This window comes from Auraticoccus cholistanensis, assembly GCF_009742705.1.
GTDB lineage: Bacteria > Actinomycetota > Actinomycetes > Propionibacteriales > Propionibacteriaceae > Auraticoccus > Auraticoccus cholistanensis.
Window position 1 is genome coordinate 501,721 of record NZ_WPCU01000005.1, and the last position, 17,732, is coordinate 519,452.

Sequence of the window (17,732 nt, forward strand, 5' to 3'; positions counted from 1 at the left end):
ACGCTACCTTGGGCCCGTGACCACCAGGCGCCAGGACCCGTCCCCCACCGCTTCCTCCCGCCCCCAGCCGCCGCGCCGCCGCGAGCTGGGCGTCCCGATCGGCCGGATCCCCGTCACCGCGGTGAGTCCCGTGGTGGAGGGCGGCGCCTACCCGGCGAAGGCCTCCGTCGGCGAGCGGGTGCCCATCCGCGCCAAGGTCTTCCGGGAGGGCCACGACGCGGTGAACGCCTCGGTGGTGCTGACCTCCCCCGACGGCACCGAGCGGCTGGTGCCGATGACCGCGCTGCCGCCGGCCGGGCTGGACGACTGGGAGGCCCACGTGGTGCTCGACCAGGAGGGGCCCTGGACGTTCCGGGTGGAGGGCTGGTCGGACCCGTGGCTGACCTGGGTGCACCACGCCGAGGCGAAGCTCCCCCTCGGCATCGACGTCGAGCTGGTGTGCCTGGAGGGCCAGCAGGTCATCGGCGCCGCGGCCGAGGCGGCCACCGCCGCCGGGCAGACCGGGGACGCGGCGCTGCTGCGGGGCACCGCCACCGCGCTCAGCCCCGACGCCAGCCCCGCCGAGCTGATGGAGGTCGGGCTCAGCCGCAGCGTGCGGCGGGCCATGGCCACCCACGGGCCGCGGGAGCTGGTCTCCCCCACGCCGGACTACCCGATCTTCTGCGACCGCCAGCGGGCGCTGTTCTCCGCCTGGTACGAGTTCTTCCCCCGCTCCCAGGGGGCGTACTGGGACGAGGACACCAAGGCATGGGTCTCGGGCACCTTCGACACCTCCCACGAGCGGCTGGAGGCGGCCGCGGCGATGGGCTTCGACGTGGTCTACGTCCCGCCGATCCACCCGATCGGCCGCACCTTCCGCAAGGGCCCGAACAACACCCTCACCCCCGGCCCCGGCGACCCCGGCTCGCCGTGGGCCATCGGCGGCCCCGAGGGCGGTCACGACGCCATCCACCCCGACCTGGGCGACATGGCCGCCTTCGACCGCTTCGTGGCCAAGGCGCGCTCGCTCGGGCTCGAGGTCGCGCTCGACCTGGCCCTGCAGGCCTCCCCCGACCACCCGTGGGTCACCGACCACCCGGAGTGGTTCGCCCAGCGTCCCGACGGCACCATCGCCTACGCGGAGAACCCGCCCAAGAAGTACCAGGACATCTACCCGGTCAACTTCGACCGCGACCCCGAGGGCATCTACGCCGAGGTGCTGCGCATCGTGCGGCTGTGGATGTCGCACGGGGTGCGCATCTTCCGGGTCGACAACCCCCACACCAAGCCGGTGAACTTCTGGGCCTGGCTGCTGGCCGAGGTCCGCCGCACCGACCCCGACGTGCTCTTCCTGGCCGAGGCCTTCACCAAGCCGGAGATGATGCGCACCCTGGGCAAGGTCGGCTACCAGCAGTCCTACACCTACTTCACCTGGCGCAACGAGAAGTGGGAGCTGGAGCAGTACCTCACCGAGGTGACGCAGGAGACGGCGCACATCATGCGGCCCAACTTCTTCGTCAACACCCCCGACATCAACCCCACCTTCCTGCAGAGCGGGCGGCCCAGCGCCTTCACCATCCGCGCCGTGCTGGCGGCCACCATGTCGCCCACCTGGGGCGTCTACTCCGGCTTCGAGCTGTGCGAGCACGTGCCGCTGCGGGTCGGCGGCGAGGAGTACATGGACTCGGAGAAGTTCCAGTACCGCCCCCGCGACTTCGACGCCCCCGGCAACCTCAACCTGCTGCTCGGCCGGCTCAACGAGATCCGGCGGGCGCACCCGGCGCTGCAGCAGCTGCGCGACACCCGGCTGCACCACGCCCCCAGCGCCGAGGTGCTCGTGTTCTCCAAGAGCTCCGGGCAGGACCACGTCGTCGTGGTCTGCAGCCTGAACCCCTACGAGACCCGCGAGAGCGAGGTCTACCTGGACCTGGCCGCGATGGGTCTGCCCGGCGACGCCCTGCTCGAGGTGCACGACGAGCTCAGCGGGGAGGTCTACTCCTGGGGTGCCCGCAACTTCGTCTCGCTCAGCCCGGCCCGGCCGGCGCACCTGCTCAGCATCCGCTCGGTCAACGGCCAGCCGCTCGCCGCCGGCGCCGGGGGCACCGAGTGAGCGGGCTGCTCGAGCACATCCGCCGCGCCCGCTGGTTCGGCGGCAAGGGTCGCGAGACCGAGCTGCTGGGGGTGGAGCCGCTGCCCTGGCTGACCCCGGCCGGCAGCTGGCCGGCGGTGCGCCCCGAGATCGCCGAGATCGGCTACGAGGACGACACCGTCGAGCAGTACCAGCTGCTGCTGTCCTACCGTCCCGCGGGCGGGCAGGGCGCCGGCGGGGACGTCCTGGCCACCGAGGAGGTGCCCGGGCTCGGCCGGGTGGACGTCCACGACGCCACCCGCGACCCGGAGGCGATGGCGGCGGTGCTGCGGGCCCTGGTCGCCGGGCGCACCGTCGAGGAGGGCGCCGCGTCGCTGCGGTGCCGCACGGTCCCCGGTCACCGGCTCACCGACGACCTGGCGCCCCGGCTGTTCGGCGGGGAGCAGTCCAACTCCTCGGTGATGCTGGGCGAGGTCGCCATGATCAAGGCGTTCCGGCGCCTGGAGCCCGGCCGCAACCTCGACATCGAGGTCCACCACGCGCTGGCCGGTGACCCGCGGGCGCGGGCCGCACGGCTCTACGGCTGGATCGAGGCGGAGTGGCAGAGCGGTTCCCGCCACCACGCGGCCGACCTGGCCATGGTCGTCGAGCAGCTGCACCAGGCGCGCGACGGCTGGGAGCTGGCGCTGGCCGCCTGCACGGAGGGCACCGACTTCACCGCCGAGGCGCACGCCCTCGGGGTCGCCCTGCGCGGCGTCCACGAGGCCCTGGCCGACCACTTCCCCACCGGGGAGGTGCCGGGCCAGACGCTGGGCCAGACCATGGTGCGACGCCTGCACGCAGCCGTGCGGGAGGCCGGCGAGCTCGCCGACGTCCGCGAGGAGCTGGAGGCGCTGTTCGCGCGGGTGGAGCCGCTGCGGCCGACCACCCAGCGGGTGCACGGCGACTTCCACCTGGGCCAGACGCTGCTCACCTCCGAGGGCTGGAAGATCATCGACTTCGAGGGCGAGCCGATGAAGACGATGGACGAGCGCCGCGAGCCCGACTCCCGCTGGCGTGACGTGGCCGGGCTGCTGCGCTCCTTCGACTACGCCGCCGGCAGCGCCGCCGCCGCGGCCTCGGCCGACCCCGTCGGCAGCGCGGCGGCGACCGCCGCGCAGGGCTGGGCCCAGGCCTGCACCGACGCCTTCCTCACCGGCTACAGCGGCGACCGCCCGCTGTCGGCCGAGGACAGCCTGCTGCTGCAGGCCTACGTCGCAGACAAGGCCGTCTACGAGGTGGTCTACGAGGTCCGCAACCGCCCCGCCTGGGTGGGTATCCCGCTCCGGGCGCTGGAGCGGCTGGTCGTCCCCGACGGCGACGACCAGAGCCCCGGCTCCCACCCTGCACCCGACGACCGAGAGGACCGCTGATGGCACACGACCGCGAGGGAGGCCTGCGCGGCTGGGACTTCGAGGGGTTCCACTCCGGGCACGACACCGAGGCCTGGCGGCGTCTCGGCGCCCACGTGATCACCGTCGCCGACGACGAGCGCGGCTCGGTCGACGGCACCCGCTTCTCGGTCTGGGCGCCCAACGCCCAGCGCGTCCAGCTGATCGCCGACTTCAACCACTACGTCCCCGGCGACCACGAGCTGCAGCGGATCCCCGGCTCGGGGGTCTGGGCCCTGTTCGTCGAGGGCGTCGGCGCCGGCAGCGTGTACAAGTACCGGATCCTGGGCGCGGACGGGGTCTGGCGCGAGAAGGCCGACCCGATGGCCCGCCAGGCCGAGGGGCTGCCCTCGACCGGCTCGATCGTCCACGCCAGCAGCTACACCTGGGGCGACCAGGAGTGGCTGGAGCGCCGGGCGCGCAGCCGCCCGCACGCCGAGCCGATGAGCATCTACGAGGTGCACCTGCCCTCGTTCCGGCCCGGGCGCACCTACGCCGACCTGGCCGAGGAGCTCGTCGAGTACGTCACCTGGCAGGGCTTCACCCACGTCGAGCTGATCGGCGTCGCCCACCACCCCTTCCTGGGGTCCTGGGGCTACCAGGTGACCGGCTACTTCGCCCCCTTCGCCTCGATGGGGACCCCGGACGAGCTGCGACTCCTCGTCGACCGGCTCCACCAGGCCGGCATCGGCGTCATCATGGACTGGGTGCCCGGCCACTTCGCCACCGACGAGTGGGCGCTGGCCAACTTCGACGGCACCTCGATCTACGAGCACCCCGACCCCCGCCGGGGCCAGCACCTGGACTGGGGCACCTACATCTTCGACTTCGGCCGCAACGAGGTGAAGTCCTTCCTGGTCTCCAGCGCGCTGTACTGGGTGGACCAGTTCCACATCGACGGGCTGCGGGTCGACGCGGTGGCCTCGATGCTCTACCTGGACTACTCCCGGACCGAGTGGCTGCCCAACCGCTACGGCGGCCGCGAGCACCTGGAGGCCATCGAGCTGCTGCAGTTCGTCAACCGCCACCTCTACGAGCGGGTCCCGGGCGTGGTGACCATCGCCGAGGAGTCCACCTCCTGGCCGGGCGTGACGCGGCCGGTGCACGAGGGCGGGCTCGGCTTCGGGTTCAAGTGGAACATGGGCTGGATGAACGACTCGCTCCGCTACCTGGGGCGGGCGCCGGTGCACCGGCAGTACCACCACCACGAGATAACCTTCGGGCTGGTGTACGCCTTCTCGGAGAACTTCGTGCTGCCGATCAGCCACGACGAGGTCGTGCACGGCAAGGGCTCCATGCTGGGCAAGGTGCCCGAGGACGACTGGCGCAAGTTCGCCACCCTGCGGGCGTTCTACGCCCTGCAGTGGTCGCACCCGGGCAAGCAGCTGCTGTTCATGGGCTGCGAGTTCGGCCAGCGCAGCGAGTTCAGCGAGGACCGGGGTCCGGACTGGCTGGCCACCAGCCACTGGGGCCACCGGGGACTGCAGCTGCTCGTCCGCGACCTCAACAGCATCTACCGCGAGCACCCGGCGCTGTGGCAGCAGGACAACTCGCCCAGCGGCTTCTCCTGGATCTCGGCCGACGACGCCGGGGGGAACGTCTTCTCCTTCCTGCGCTACGACGAGCAGGGCCGGGCGATGGCCTGCCTGATCAACTTCTCGGCCGAGCCCCGGCGCGACTACCGGATCGGGCTGCCGGCCGAGGGCCGCTGGCGCGAGGTGCTCAACACCGACGCCGAGCACTACGACGGCACCGGCGAGTTCGGCAACCTGGGCGCGGTCACCGCGGTCGAGGTCGGCTCCCACGGGCTGCCGGCCAGCGCCACGGTGACCATCCCGCCGCTCGCCGCGGTGTGGCTGGTGCACGACCCGGTGCTCAGCCTCAGCGAGGGCGAGGACCAGGCCACCGAGGAGGCGCCCGCCCCCGAGTCCGCCGCGGCCGAGCCCGCCGCCCCCGAACCCGTGGCTCCGCGGGCCAAGCGGGCGCGGCGCCGGTGAGCAGCACGTCGGGCGGCTCGACCGAGCTCAGCATCCAGGTCACCCGCCACGACGGGGTGGGCACCCTCAGCTGGGCGATGGCCACCGACAGCGACACGCTGGCCCGCGCGCTCAGCGCGGTGGGTGACGAGTCGATCCTGGCCGGCGGGCTGCGCCGTCTGGAGGTGTCGCTGCCGGCCTCGGACACGATGGCCCGCCGGGCGGTGCAGAAGGCCGGCTTCCGGCAGGAGGGACGGCGGCGGCTGGCCCTGCGCACCGGTGCCGACAGCTACGAGGACGTGGTGCTCTACGCCCGGCTGGCCAGCGACGTGGTGCACGGCCCCGACGGCTTCTCGGGCGTGATGAACAGCGTGCTGCCCCGCACCCGGGTGATCGCCCACGTGCTCTTCCGCGACCGCGCCGGGCGCTACCTGTTCTGCCAGACCACGTTCAAGCCGGACTGGGAGCTCCCGGGTGGCGTGGTGGAGCCGCGGGAGTCGCCGCTCGCCGGCGCGGTGCGCGAGGTGCGCGAGGAGCTCGGCATCGACGTCACCCTCGGCCCCGTGCTGGCCGTCGACTGGCTGCCGCCGTACCAGGGCTGGGACGACGCGGTGGAGCTGATCTTCGACGGCGGGGTGCTCGACGAGGCGCAGGTGGCGGCGTTCAGGCTGGAGCCCCGGGAGATCGCCTCGGTGCACTGGACCACCGCCGAGCAGGCGCTGGAGCGGCTGCGTCCCGGCGCGGCCCGCCGGCTGCTGCACCTGCAGGCCCACCCGGGGCGGGCGCACTACCTCGAGGACGGCTCACCGGTCCTGGACGAGGGCTGAGCCCGGTCCCGACCGGCACGCCACCGGCCGCACCCGGTTGACAGGAAGCGCTTCCCCGGCGAGTCTGGTCGAACCGCAAGCGGTTGCGACATCACCCCCGATGTCGTCCATCAACGTCGATGAGCCGGCACGGCATGAACCCCCCCTCGACTCGCCACCACCCCGTCCGTCGAGAGTTTGAATCGATTCATGCGCCGGCGGGAAGGCACGACAGCATGCACCCCCTCCCCCGCACCGGACTCGCCGTGGGCCTCACCACGGCCCTGGTGACCACCTCGCTCGCCCTGGCCCCCGCAGCCGAGGCCGCACCCCCGCACGCGAACCTGGCCCCCGCCACCGACACCCGTTGGGCCGAGGACCTGGACCGCGCTCCCGTCGCCGTCCGCACCGACGACGGCAACGTCCTCAGCTGGCGTGTGCTGGGCAGCGACCGTCCGGGCGTGATGTTCCACGTCTACCGCGACGGCGAGCGGATCACCCGCGCACCGCTGCGGGGCGCGACCAGCTTCGTCGACGCCGACGGCGCGCCGGGATCCCGGTACCGCGTCGAGGCCGTCGGCCGGCCCGCGGCCCACCCGAGCACCGAGGAGTTCGGGGTCTGGTCGCAGAACCACCTCGACGTCCCCCTCGACAAGCCGGCCGGTGGCGTCACCCCGGCCGGGGAGTCCTACGACTACCGCGCCAACGACGCCTCGGTCGGCGACCTCGACGGCGACGGCCAGTACGAGCTGGTCCTGAAGTGGGAGCCCCGCAACGCCAAGGACAACTCCCAGGCCGGCTACACGGGCAGCACCTACCTCGACGCCTACGAGCTCGCCGGCACCCGGCTGTGGCGCCTGGACCTGGGCCGCAACATCCGCTCCGGCGCCCACTACACCCAGTTCATGGTCTACGACCTCGACTCCGACGGCGACGCCGAGGTCACGCTCAAGACCGCCGACGGCACGGTGGACGGCCGGGGCACGGTGATCGGCGACGCCTCCGCCGACCACCGCGAGCCCGACGGCTACGTGCTCTCGGGCCCGGAGTACCTCACCGTCTTCGACGGCCGGACGGGTGCGGCGCTGGACACCGTCGACTACGTGCCGCCCCGCGGTTCGGTGGCCTCCTGGGGCGACGGCTACGGCAACCGGGTGGACCGCTTCCTGGCCACCGTGGCCTACCTCGACGGCGAGCACCCCTCCGTCGTGTTCAGCCGCGGCTACTACACCCGCGCCGTCGTGGCCGCGTGGAACTTCGACGGCGAGGACCTCACCAGCCGCTGGGTCTTCGACTCCGACGAGGTCGGCAAGCAGTACGAGGGCCAGGGCAACCACAACCTGGCCAGCGCCGACGTCGACGCCGACGGCCGCGACGAGATCGTCTTCGGGTCGATGACCCTCGACGACGACGGGGAGCTGCTGTACAACACCGGGCTCGGCCACGGCGACGCCCTGCACGTCTCCGACTTCGACCCGGCGCGTCCGGGGCTGGAGGTCTTCGCCCCGCACGAGAGCATGTCGACCAGCGGCAACCGGGGTGCCACCTACCGCGACGCGGCCACCGGCGAGGTGCTGTGGTCGATCCCGGCCGTCCGCGACACCGGGCGGGCCGCGATGGCCGACATCGACCCCACCCACGAGGGCGCCGAGGGCTGGGCCACCGGCTCGGAGGGCCCCGAGCTGCGCAACGTCAGCGGGGAGCTGCTGGCCACCACCGTGCCGGCGGCCAACTTCGTGACCTGGTGGGACGGGGACCTGCTCCGCGAGATCGCCGACCACCAGTACGACAGCGCCAGCCAGCTCGGCACGCCGACGGTCTCGAAGTGGAACTGGGAGGCCGACCGCTCCGAGGAGGTGTTCCGGGCCGAGGGCACCACCACCAACAACACCACCAAGGGCAACCCGGCCCTGCAGGCGGACCTGCTGGGTGACTGGCGCGAGGAGCTGGTCTACCCGATCACCGACTACACCGCGCTGCGGATCTACACCACCACGGCCCCGACCGAGCACAAGGTCACCACCCTGATGCACGACCGGACCTACCGGCTGGGCGTCGCCACGCAGAACGTGGCCTACAACCAGCCCCCGCACACCGGGTACCACCTGGGCGCCTGAGACCCGCCCGACCCCGCAGCGGAGCCCACCGGACGCGCGTCGTCCGGTGGGCTCCGCCGTGCCGGGGCCGCAGGTGCGAACCGCGGCCGTGCCATGCTCGCCCCGACCCACCACCACGACCTGGAGGCGAACCGGTGCAGCGCTGGACCAACCCCGTCTACCCCCACAACTTCCCGGACCCGCAGATCGTCCGCACCGAGGACGGCTGGCTGGCCATCGCCACCAACGGCCCGGGCGGGAACGTGCAGGCCCTCACCAGCCAGGACCTGGTCAGCTGGCAGCCGGCGCCGGACGCCCTGCCGACGCTGCCGTCGTGGACCAGGCCGGGCCGGGTGTGGGCGCCGGAGATCATCGAGGTCGACGGGCGCTGGGTGATGTACTACACGACCCCCGGCCCCGACTCGAGGCTGCAGTGCGTCAGCACCGCCACCGCCGACCGTCCCGAGGGCCCCTACACCGACGTCCGCAGCGGGCCGCTGGTCTTCGAGTCGGCCGTGGGCGGCTCCATCGACGCGTCCCCCTTCCGCGACCAGGACGGCTCGCTGTGGCTGCTGTGGAAGAACGACGGCAACGCCGTCGGCGTCGACACCTGGATCTCGCTGCAGCAGCTCTCCGCCGACGGCACCGAGCTGGTGGGGCAGCCCCGCCGGGTCGTCAAGCAGGACCGGGAGTGGGAGGGGACGCTGGTCGAGGGGCCGTGCCTGTGGCGGGTGGACGGCAGCTACCACCTGTTCTACTCCGGCAACGGCTTCGCCAGCCCGGACTACGCCGTCGGGCACGCCGTCGCGGACTCGCTGACCGGACCCTGGACGAAGGACCCCGAGCCGCTGCTGGTCGGCAACGACGTCGCCGCCGGACCGGGTCACTGCTCCCTGTTCGCCGACGGCGACCGGGTCTGGATGGTCTACCACGCCTGGATGCCGGGAGCGGTGGGCACCCGCGACCCCGGCCGGACCATGTGGCTGAGCCAGGTGCACTTCGACGGCGCGGCCGTGCGGGTGGACGAGCCCCGCCTGGAGAACACGCTGGTGCCGGCGCCGCGCTGAACGGGCTTGACCCTGGCACGGTGACAAGGTCTCTACTGGGGTGCGGAGGTGGTCCCGATGACCCAGCAGGACGAGAGCAGGACCGGATCGCGGCTGCGGGCGGTGCTGCAGTCCCCCGACGCGTCGGCGCGGCTGCAGGCGGCGCTGCTCGCCGGCACGCACCCCTCGCCCGGTCAGGTGGAGGTGCTGGTCGCACGGTGCGCGGTCGAACCCGACTTCTTCGTGCGCGACATGCTGACCTGGGCGCTGACCCGGCACGACGGGCCGGCCACGGTCGACCGGGTGCTGCTGGAGCTGCGCTCGCCGTTCCCGCAGGCCCGCAGCCAGGCCCTGCACACGCTGTCCAAGATCGGCGACCGGCGGGCCTGGCCGGAGATCACCACCGACCTCCTCCGCGACGCCGAGGTCGAGGTGGCCCGTGCCGCCTGGCGGGCCGCGGCCGTCCTCGTGCCCGAGGGCCAGGAGGCGGCGCTGGCCGAGGAGCTGGCCAGCCAGCTCGGCCGGGGCGACCTCGAGGTCCAGCGGAGCCTCAGCCGGGCGCTCGTCGCTCTCGGGGACGCCGCCGCCCCGGTGCTGCGGCGCGCCGCGGCCTCGACCGACCGGGGCCGGCGCAGGCACGCGCTCGCCACCGAGCGGCTGGTGCAGCACCCCGAGGAGGGCTTCGACGTGGCCGTCGCCGCGGCCGAGCGGACGCTCGCCCTGCTCGGCGCCCCGGTGGTGGTGGACGAGTGAGCGCAGGGTGCTGATCGGCGAGGTCGCCGGGCGGGCGGGGATCAGCACGCGGATGCTGCGTCACTACGACCGCATCGGGCTGGTGTCCCCGACCGGGCGCTCGGCGGGCGGCTACCGGCAGTACTCCGAGGACGACGTGCGACGCCTCCTCCACGCCGAGGGGCTCCGCTCGCTCGGGCTCAGCCTGCCGGAGGTCGTGGCCGTGCTGGACGACCTGTCGTTCAGCCCGGAGGCGGTGGTCGAGGACCTCATCAGCCGCACCAGGGAGCGACTGGCCCGTGACCAGGAGCTGCTGCACCGGCTGCAGCAGGTGCGCCTCAGCGGGCCCACCGCCTGGTCCGACGTGCTGCGGACCATCGCGCTGCTGCGCGGCATCGGCGCGGGCAGCCCCTCGCAGCGACAGCGGTCAGCGCTGAAGGTGGCCGACGAGGCCGACCGGCACGTCGGGGTGCTCGTGGAGGCGGCCCTCGAGGAGACGGACCCCGCCGTGGCCGGCGCCATCCACTGGGCGCTCGCCCGGACCGGTGACGCCGCCGTACCGGTCCTGGCCGGCGCCCTACGCTCTGCCGACCCCGGACGGCGGCACCGGGCGGTGGCGGCGCTCGAGAAGCTGGCGACCCCCGCCGCGGGGGCGGCGCTGGCCGAGCTGTCGGACCACCCCGACCCGGTGGTGGCCGCCCGGGCCACCCTGGCACGGGGGCGAAGCGGGTCGGCCGCGGCGGTCGCGGCCTCGTCACCCTGGTGGCGCAGGGACGCGACGACGTGGAGGCCGCCGACGTGCTGGCGACCCTGGCCTCCTCGCACGGGCACGCGGATGCGGTGGCCCGGGCCCTCTCCGACGCCCTGACCGTCGGAGACGACCCAGGGCGGCTGCGGCTGACCACCGCGCTCGCCGGCGTCCCGGGGCCCGCGGCGTCGGCCACGCTCACCGCCCTCACCGAGGATCCCGACGACCGGGTCGCGATGACCGCGGCCTTCGTGCTCGGCAGGCGCCCGGCCGAGGACGAGGCCCGGCCACACGGCCACCCCGGTCGAGCCCGCCGGCACGCACCTCGGCCAGAGCAGACGCGAGCGACGAGCGCAGCCATCAGCCGTCCGAGCCCTGGCCACGTCCAGGCCCCTGACGCGACGACCGACTCCTCCGCCGGCCGAACAGGCGCCGGCGACCGCGGTCGGCCGGACGGGCCTGCTCACGCGCCCTCCGCCGGGCCTCCTCGGCCCGGGCCGGCCGGCGACGGGCCCACGCGGTGACGGTGGCCTCGACGTCACGCGGCATGGTGATCAGCGGCGGACCTGCCGGCAGCTGGTAACGGGCACGGACCACCCGCTCGTTGAACTGCTCGATCTCACGCCGGACAGCCGCCTCGTCCGGCAGCCGGTCGAGCTGTCCGTCCAGGGCGGCGTCGTCCCTGCGCAGCTGGATGGACGGCGGCAGCATCGAGATGTTCTCGCGTCGGATGAGGTTCTTGAGCCACCAGTCGGGGTCGTGCCGATCGGGTAGGTCGAGCGGCCGGCCGCTGCCGGGCAGGTCGTCGAACTCGCCGCGTGCGATCGCCTCGCGGATCTTCAGGTCGGCCAGCAGCGCGATCGTCACCTCCGCGTCGAGGGCGAAGGCGGCCGGGTCGTAGAACGAGAGGGGCAGTCCCGACTCGGGTCCCGTCATCAGCGCTCCCTCGCTCCGCGTCTCAGGTCACCTGTATTATGTCACCTGTACCGAACAGGAGGGGCGCGGATGCCGAAGCAGGTCGACCACCACGAACGGCGCGAGGCGATTGCGGGAGCGCTGTGGAGGATCGTGGACCAGCAAGGCTGGGCACGTGCGACCATGCGGGAGGTCGCCCGCGAGGCAGGGGTCTCCCTGGGGCAGCTGCAGCACTACTTCTCCTCGCGCGCCGAGATGCTGGCGTTCGCGATGGAGTACGCGTCCCAGCAGACGCGAGCTCGGGTCGAGCGGGGTCTCGCCGAGCTCGACCACCCTCCGCATCCCCGCGACGTGCTGCGGCTGGTGCTGACCGAGATGCTCCCCCTGCGACCCGAGGCCCGGGCCACCAGCCGCATGAACGCGGCCTACGTCCTCGAGGCGATGCACGACCCGGCGTTGAAGCGGCAGGTCGGCACGGGGCTGCGCGACGGGCGCTCGATGGTCGAACGTCTCATCCGGCAGGCGCTGGACGAGGGACACATCCCCCCGGGTCGCGACCCCGGCGTCGAGACGGACCTCCTCCTCGCGCTGACCGGTCTCGCGACCCTCCTCGAGCTCGACGTCGTCGAGCCGCAGGCGGCACTCAGGGCCGTCGACCAGCACCTGGACCGGCTCTTCGGTCCCCCGTCATGACGCGGTGACGAGGCGTGCGGCGGGCCGCCGCCCGGGCGGCGGTCCGGCTCAGAACAGGGCGGTGGTGAGCGCCCGGCGGGCCTTCAGCACACGGGGGTCGTTCCCGCCCACGGTCTCGAAGAGCGCCAGCAGCCGCTTGCGCGCCTCCTCGCGGTCGTCGCCCGCCGACACGCGGATGAAGCCGATCAGCCGCTCGAAGGCCCGTTCCGGCGTGCCGAGGACGACCTCGACGTCGGCGGCCGCGGTCACGGCGGCGAGGTCCTGCGGGGCCGCCTCGGCGGCAGCCAGCACCGCCTGCGGGTCGACCCCGGCGGTCCGGGCCAGCAGACCCGCCTGCGCCTTGCCGGCGGCCGCCTCGGCGTCGCGGGGGTCGGCCGCCAGCAGCTTGTCGAACTCGGCCTCCGCGGCGGCGTAGTCGCCGCGCTCGAGTGCCTCGTCGGCGGCGGCGAACCGCGGGTCGGGCTCGTCGGCGGCGGACTCCGCGGCCCCCTGCACCGGCTCGGCGGTACCGACCACCCCGTTGGCCACGGCGGCCTGCAGCAGCTGGTCGAGGTAGGCCTGGATCTGCTCGCGGGGCAGCACGCCCTGGAACAGCGGCACGGGCTGACCCATCAGCACGCCGATCACGACGGGCACCTGCTGCACGCCGAGGGCCTGGGCGATCTGGGTCTCCACGTCCACGTCGACCCGGCCGAGCAGGAACTTGCCCTGCGCCGCCTGCGCGAGGTCGGCCAGGTCCCGGCTCAGCGCCGCCGCGCCCTGGGCCCGCGGGGAGGTGATCTCCAGCACGACCGGGTGCTGCTGGGAGCGGGCCACCAGGTCGTTGAAGGTCTGCACCGTCACGTCCAGCACCCAGGACCGGCCCGCCGGCGCCTGGCCACCCTGGCGGGAGGCCTGGGCCAGGTTCGAGAGGTCGACGGCGCCGGGGCGGTTGAAGCTCGGGGAGGTCATTCGCGGTGGTCCTTCGGTCGTGCCTGCGCGACCGCGGCGTGCGGTCCGGTCAACGCCTGAGACTATCGCCCGCCCGGTACGCCCAGCAGCCCCGCCGGGAGGTCCGTCCCGTCGCCGGCGGGCCGGTCACGGGCGCGTCAGCGCGTCCTCGCGGTCGGGGTCCGGTCGCCCGGCCGGCTCCTCGTCGTGCTGGCGGGCCCACTCCCGCACCTGGGCGGGCAGCCACCAGTGGCCCTTCTCGTCCTTGCCGCCAGGAGGCGGCAGCGGCGTCCTCCGCCCACCCGGGCGGTCCCGGCCGAGGTAGGCACGCACCTCGTCGCGGCGCCAGACGAGCCGGTCGAGCCGGGGGCCCAGCGAGCGCCAGACGTCCTCGGGCCACCGCGACGGTCCCGGCCCTGGGAGGGGGTCGGGCATGCCGAGCAGCTGCACCATCCGCCGCAGCCGGCCCTTGTCGATCCCCAGCGTCCGGTACGCGTCGGTGAAGGTCCACCCCTCCGGCAGCGGGGGCGGCGGCGGCAGGTGGCTGCGGGCCTCCTCGCGCAGGTAGTGCACGGTGCGCGGGTCGGCCGGCAGACCGGCGGCGGCGAGCCGCCGGGTCAGCGTGCGGACCGAGGCGTGCGGGTCCTCGCGGAGGGCGTCGAAGAGGACGTCCACCTGGTAGGCGTGGTGCAGCTCGCGGTCCGGGCACGGCCGGGCCAGCCAGCGCAGGTACGGCGTGCGGTGCACCCCGGTCCGCCGGCAGGCCTCGCTGACCGTCATGGTGCGGGTGAGCTCACGGACCTCGGGGAACAGCCGGCGTGCCACGTCCCCGCGAGGGAGGTGGGTGTCGGTGGGCACACCCTCCTCCTACCCAGCCACGGGCGGAGGTTGCAGACCGGGACCGGTCGAAATCGACTGGTCCACCGTGGGCCGGGACGGCAGCATGCCGAAGGTGCCCGATGCCGCCGCGCTGCCGCCGACCTACCTGCGCACCCGCCGCACGTCCTGGGCGGACGCACCCGCCCCGGTGCAGCAGATGGTCCGCGACTGCCTGGGCGAGCCGGTGCGGAGCTGGAAGGACCGCGTCGGCGGCATGTCGGCGGGCGTGGCGGCGGTGGTCCGCGGGGAGACCCGCGCCGTGTTCGTCAAGGCCCTCGACGGCGCCCAGAACCCGGTCGGTCACGAGATGTACCTGCGCGAGGCGGCCCTGGCCGACCGGCTGCCCCGCTCCCCGCACCTGCCCCGGCTGGTCGGGACGGCCGACGTGGCCACCTCCACCGGGCCCTGGGCGGTCGGCGTCTACGCCGCCCTGCCGGGCGAGCCGGTGCGCCACCCGTGGTCACGGCAGCACCTGCACCGGGTGCTGGACGCCTGGCAGCGGGTGACACCGCTGCTGCACGCCACGGCGTGGGAGACCTCGGCCGAGATCGGGGGGTTCCTCGACCGCTGGCGCCTCGTGCTGGAGGACCCGCGGGACCCCTGGCTGGCGCTGGTCCGCAGCTGGGCGCCGCGTCTGGCCGCCACCACCGCTCGGGTCGACGGGGACGCCGAGCACCCGGCCGTGCTCTCCCACATCGACCTGCGGGCCGACAACATCCTCGTCGGCGAGCCGACGGACGCCGACGACCCTGGCGTCTGGTTCGTCGACTGGGCCCATCCCGGCACCGCCGCGCCGTGGGTGGACCCGGCCATCCTCCTCGGCGACGTGGTGGCCTCCGGTGCCGACCTCGGCGACGGCGGCGCGGTGGACGTGGTGGGGACGTGGCGCGAGCACCCGGCCACGGCCGGCTACGACCCCGAGCTGCTGCTGGGCGTCGTGGCGGCACTCGCCGTGGCGCTGCACGTGGGCTCGCGGCGACCGCCCAACCCGGTCCTCCCGCACCAGCGGGGCTGGGAGCGGGCGATGGCCGACGCGATGCGGCCCTTCCTCGAGCGGCACGCCGGCTGAGGGGCCCTGGGTGGCGCGGCCCCGGGTGGGCCAGGATGGGGTCATGGCACATGAGCGCGCGGGCCAGCCGGCCCAGGCATCGGACCTGATCGACGTCGACGAGGTGGTGGCGGCCTACTACGACCGCGTGCCGGACCCCAGGGACCCGGACCAGCAGGTCGTCTTCGGCACCTCGGGGCACCGTGGCTCGTCCCTCGACACCGCCTTCAACGAGGCCCACATCGCCGCCACGACCCAGGCCATCGTGGAGTACCGGGCCAGCCAGGGGACCACCGGCCCGCTCTACCTCGCCAAGGACACCCACGCCCTCTCCGGACCCGCCTGGCGGACCGCGATCGAGGTGCTGCACGCCGCCGGCGTGCCCGTGCTGGCCGAGCGCGACGACGAGTACACCCCCACCCCGGCGCTGTCGCGGGCGGTGGTCGTCCACAACGCCGGTCGCACCGCCGACCTGGCCGACGGCATCGTGGTCACCCCCTCGCACAACCCGCCCCGCGACGGCGGGTTCAAGTACAACCCGCCGCACGGCGGGCCGGCCGGCAGCGACGCCACCTCGGCCATCGCGGCACGGGCCAACGAGCTGCTGCGCGACCCGGGCGCGATCCGACGGACCCCCTACGAGCGCGCCGCCGGTGAGATCGGTCGCTTCGACTACCGCACCGCCTACTGCCAGGACCTGTCGAGCGCCCTCGACCTGGACGCCGTCCGGGCAGCCGGGGTGCGGATCGGCGCGGACCCCATGGGTGGGGCGAGCGTGCAGTACTGGGAGTGGATCGCCGAGCACCTGGGGCTCGACCTGACGGTGGTGAACCCGACGGTCGACCCGCGCTGGGCGTTCATGACCCTCGACACCGACGGCAAGATCCGGATGGACTGCTCCTCGCCGAACGCGATGGCCTCCCTCATCGGCAACCGGGACCGGTTCGACATCGCCACCGGCAACGACGCCGACGCCGACCGGCACGGCATCGTCACCCCCGACGCCGGGCTGATGAACCCCAACGCCTACCTCGCCGTGGCGATCTCCTACCTCTTCGCCCACCGTGAGGGCTGGCCGTCGGCCGCCGGCATCGGCAAGACGCTGGTGTCGTCGTCGCTGATCGACAAGGTGGCCGCCGAGCTGGGCCGGCCGCTGGTGGAGGTGCCGGTCGGCTTCAAGTGGTTCGTGCCGGGGCTGCGCGACGGCTCGCTGGGCTTCGGCGGCGAGGAGTCGGCGGGGGCCTCGTTCCTGGCCCGCGACGGCAGCACCTGGACCACCGACAAGGACGGCATCCTGCTGACCCTGCTGGCCAGCGAGATCCTCGCGGTCACCGGCCGCTCCCCCAGCCAGCTCTACGCCGACATCGAGGCCCGCCACGGCGCCTCCAGCTACGCGCGCACCGACGCACCGGCGACGCGGGAGCAGAAGGCCGCCCTGGCCGGCCTCGACGCCTCCGCCATCCAGGCCGACACGCTGGCCGGCGACCCCATCACCGCCGTGCTGACCACGGCCCCGGGCAACGGCGCGGCGATCGGCGGGCTGAAGGTGCAGACCGGGTCCGCCTGGTTCGCCGCCCGGCCGTCGGGGACCGAGGACGTCTACAAGATCTACGCCGAGTCGCTGCGGGGACCCGACCACCTGGCGCGTGTGCAGGCGGAGGCCAAGCAGGTCGTCGACGCCGTGCTGGGCTGAACGCCCGCCCGCCGCCTACCGGCGCGCGGCCCCGCTCGCCGGCCCGGCCTCCGGGGAGGGGGTCGCCAGCTCGCGCAGGTGGGCCTCGACCAGCTGCTCGGCCGACGGGACGGCTGCCGGGTCGAGGAGCAGGTGCAGCGCCGTGCCGTCGAGCAGGGCGTGCAGCCGCGCGCCCTCGAGCGCCACGTCGCGCGAGGGGTGCAGCAGCCCCGCGCTGCCGAGGTGGCCGCACAGGTCACGGCACATCTGAGCCAGCGCGGTCTGCGCCGCCCCGGCCAGCTCGGCGAGACGGGGGTGCGCCGGGCTCTCCACGACGAGGGCGAGGTTGACCCGCAGCTCCGTGCGCCGCTCCTCGTCCAGCGGCAGCACCTCGAGCAGCACGGCCCGGGCCAGCGCCCGGGCGTCGCGGACGCCGAGATGGCGACGGACGCGCTCCTGCACCCGCTCGTGCACCAGCTCCATGGAGTAGGCCAGCAGGTCGGCCTTGGTGGGGAAGCTGTGCCGCAGCGACCCCAGCACCAGGCCCGCCTCGGCGGCGACCGTGCGCAGCGAGACCGCGCTCACCCCCTCGCGGACGACCAGCCGCCACACCGCCTCGGCGATCTCGGTGCGGCGACGGTCCTGGTCGATGTGTCGAGGCACGACCGCACTCTAGCGCAGGCGTGCTACATT

15 protein-coding genes are annotated in these 17,732 nt (G+C 74.1%); 11 read left to right on the top strand and 4 right to left on the bottom strand.

The window, feature by feature from the left end:
- Positions 1-16 precede the first annotated feature (16 nt).
- From GC722_RS08230 to GC722_RS08265, 8 genes are all read left to right on the top strand, one after another.
- Positions 17-2,089, top strand: coding sequence for an alpha-1,4-glucan--maltose-1-phosphate maltosyltransferase (locus tag GC722_RS08230; RefSeq protein WP_408609300.1), 2,073 nt, complete (start codon positions 17-19; stop codon positions 2,087-2,089).
- The gene (locus GC722_RS08235) at positions 2,086-3,480 is read left to right on the top strand and encodes a phosphotransferase (RefSeq protein WP_156609475.1); all 1,395 of its coding nucleotides are present in this window, start codon (positions 2,086-2,088) and stop codon (positions 3,478-3,480) included. The genes GC722_RS08230 and GC722_RS08235 overlap by 4 nt, the downstream gene beginning before the upstream one ends.
- Entirely contained in the window at positions 3,480-5,495 is a 2,016-nt protein-coding gene (gene glgB, locus GC722_RS08240) for a 1,4-alpha-glucan branching protein GlgB (protein ID WP_156609476.1), read from the top strand. Before GC722_RS08235 ends, glgB begins: the two co-directional genes overlap by 1 nt.
- Positions 5,492-6,301, top strand: coding sequence for an NUDIX hydrolase (locus tag GC722_RS19220; RefSeq protein ID WP_156609477.1), 810 nt, complete (start codon positions 5,492-5,494; stop codon positions 6,299-6,301). The genes glgB and GC722_RS19220 overlap by 4 nt, the downstream gene beginning before the upstream one ends.
- 215 nt (positions 6,302-6,516) lie before the next feature.
- Entirely contained in the window at positions 6,517-8,397 is a 1,881-nt protein-coding gene (locus GC722_RS08250) for a rhamnogalacturonan lyase (protein WP_156609478.1), read from the top strand.
- A gap of 134 nt (positions 8,398-8,531) precedes the next feature.
- Positions 8,532-9,443 (top strand): glycoside hydrolase family 43 protein, encoded by a 912-nt coding sequence (locus GC722_RS08255; RefSeq protein ID WP_331714548.1) that lies wholly within the window; start codon positions 8,532-8,534, stop codon positions 9,441-9,443.
- A 57-nt stretch (positions 9,444-9,500) separates the two neighbouring features.
- Entirely contained in the window at positions 9,501-10,175 is a 675-nt protein-coding gene (locus GC722_RS08260; protein WP_156609480.1) for a HEAT repeat domain-containing protein, read from the top strand.
- Between the two features lie 7 nt (positions 10,176-10,182).
- The gene (locus GC722_RS08265) at positions 10,183-11,022 is read left to right on the top strand and encodes a MerR family transcriptional regulator (RefSeq protein WP_197429908.1); all 840 of its coding nucleotides are present in this window, start codon (positions 10,183-10,185) and stop codon (positions 11,020-11,022) included.
- 240 nt (positions 11,023-11,262) lie between these two features.
- Here GC722_RS08265 and GC722_RS08270 read toward each other — a convergent pair whose 3' ends face one another.
- Positions 11,263-11,838, bottom strand: coding sequence for a DnaJ family domain-containing protein (locus tag GC722_RS08270; RefSeq protein ID WP_156609481.1), 576 nt, complete (start codon positions 11,836-11,838; stop codon positions 11,263-11,265).
- Between the two features lie 69 nt (positions 11,839-11,907).
- Between GC722_RS08270 and GC722_RS08275 the strand changes: the two genes are divergently transcribed.
- Positions 11,908-12,510 (top strand): TetR/AcrR family transcriptional regulator, encoded by a 603-nt coding sequence (locus tag GC722_RS08275; RefSeq protein WP_156609482.1) that lies wholly within the window; start codon positions 11,908-11,910, stop codon positions 12,508-12,510.
- Between the two features lie 48 nt (positions 12,511-12,558).
- On the opposite strand, the gene GC722_RS08280 is transcribed toward GC722_RS08275, so the two are convergent.
- Together GC722_RS08280 and GC722_RS08285 are read right to left on the bottom strand one after the other, a co-directional pair.
- The gene (locus GC722_RS08280; protein ID WP_156609483.1) at positions 12,559-13,461 is read right to left on the bottom strand and encodes a tetratricopeptide repeat protein; all 903 of its coding nucleotides are present in this window, start codon (positions 13,459-13,461) and stop codon (positions 12,559-12,561) included.
- Positions 13,462-13,587: 126 nt separating this feature from the next.
- Positions 13,588-14,298 (bottom strand): hypothetical protein, encoded by a 711-nt coding sequence (locus GC722_RS08285; RefSeq protein WP_156609484.1) that lies wholly within the window; start codon positions 14,296-14,298, stop codon positions 13,588-13,590.
- A gap of 94 nt (positions 14,299-14,392) precedes the next feature.
- Between GC722_RS08285 and GC722_RS08290 the strand changes: the two genes are divergently transcribed.
- Positions 14,393-15,388 carry an aminoglycoside phosphotransferase family protein gene (locus tag GC722_RS08290; RefSeq protein WP_156609485.1) on the top strand — a complete coding sequence of 332 codons (996 nt, stop codon included), beginning with the start codon at positions 14,393-14,395 and terminating at the stop codon, positions 15,386-15,388.
- Positions 15,389-15,431: 43 nt separating this feature from the next.
- A complete protein-coding gene (pgm, locus tag GC722_RS08295; protein ID WP_156609486.1) occupies positions 15,432-17,060 on the top strand; it encodes a phosphoglucomutase (alpha-D-glucose-1,6-bisphosphate-dependent) in 1,629 nt (542 codons plus the stop codon).
- 15 nt (positions 17,061-17,075) lie between these two features.
- Here pgm and GC722_RS08300 read toward each other — a convergent pair whose 3' ends face one another.
- Positions 17,076-17,702, bottom strand: a complete 627-nt coding sequence (locus GC722_RS08300) for a TetR/AcrR family transcriptional regulator (RefSeq protein ID WP_331714549.1) — start codon at positions 17,700-17,702, stop codon at positions 17,076-17,078.
- Between the last annotated feature and the right edge of the window lie 30 nt (positions 17,703-17,732).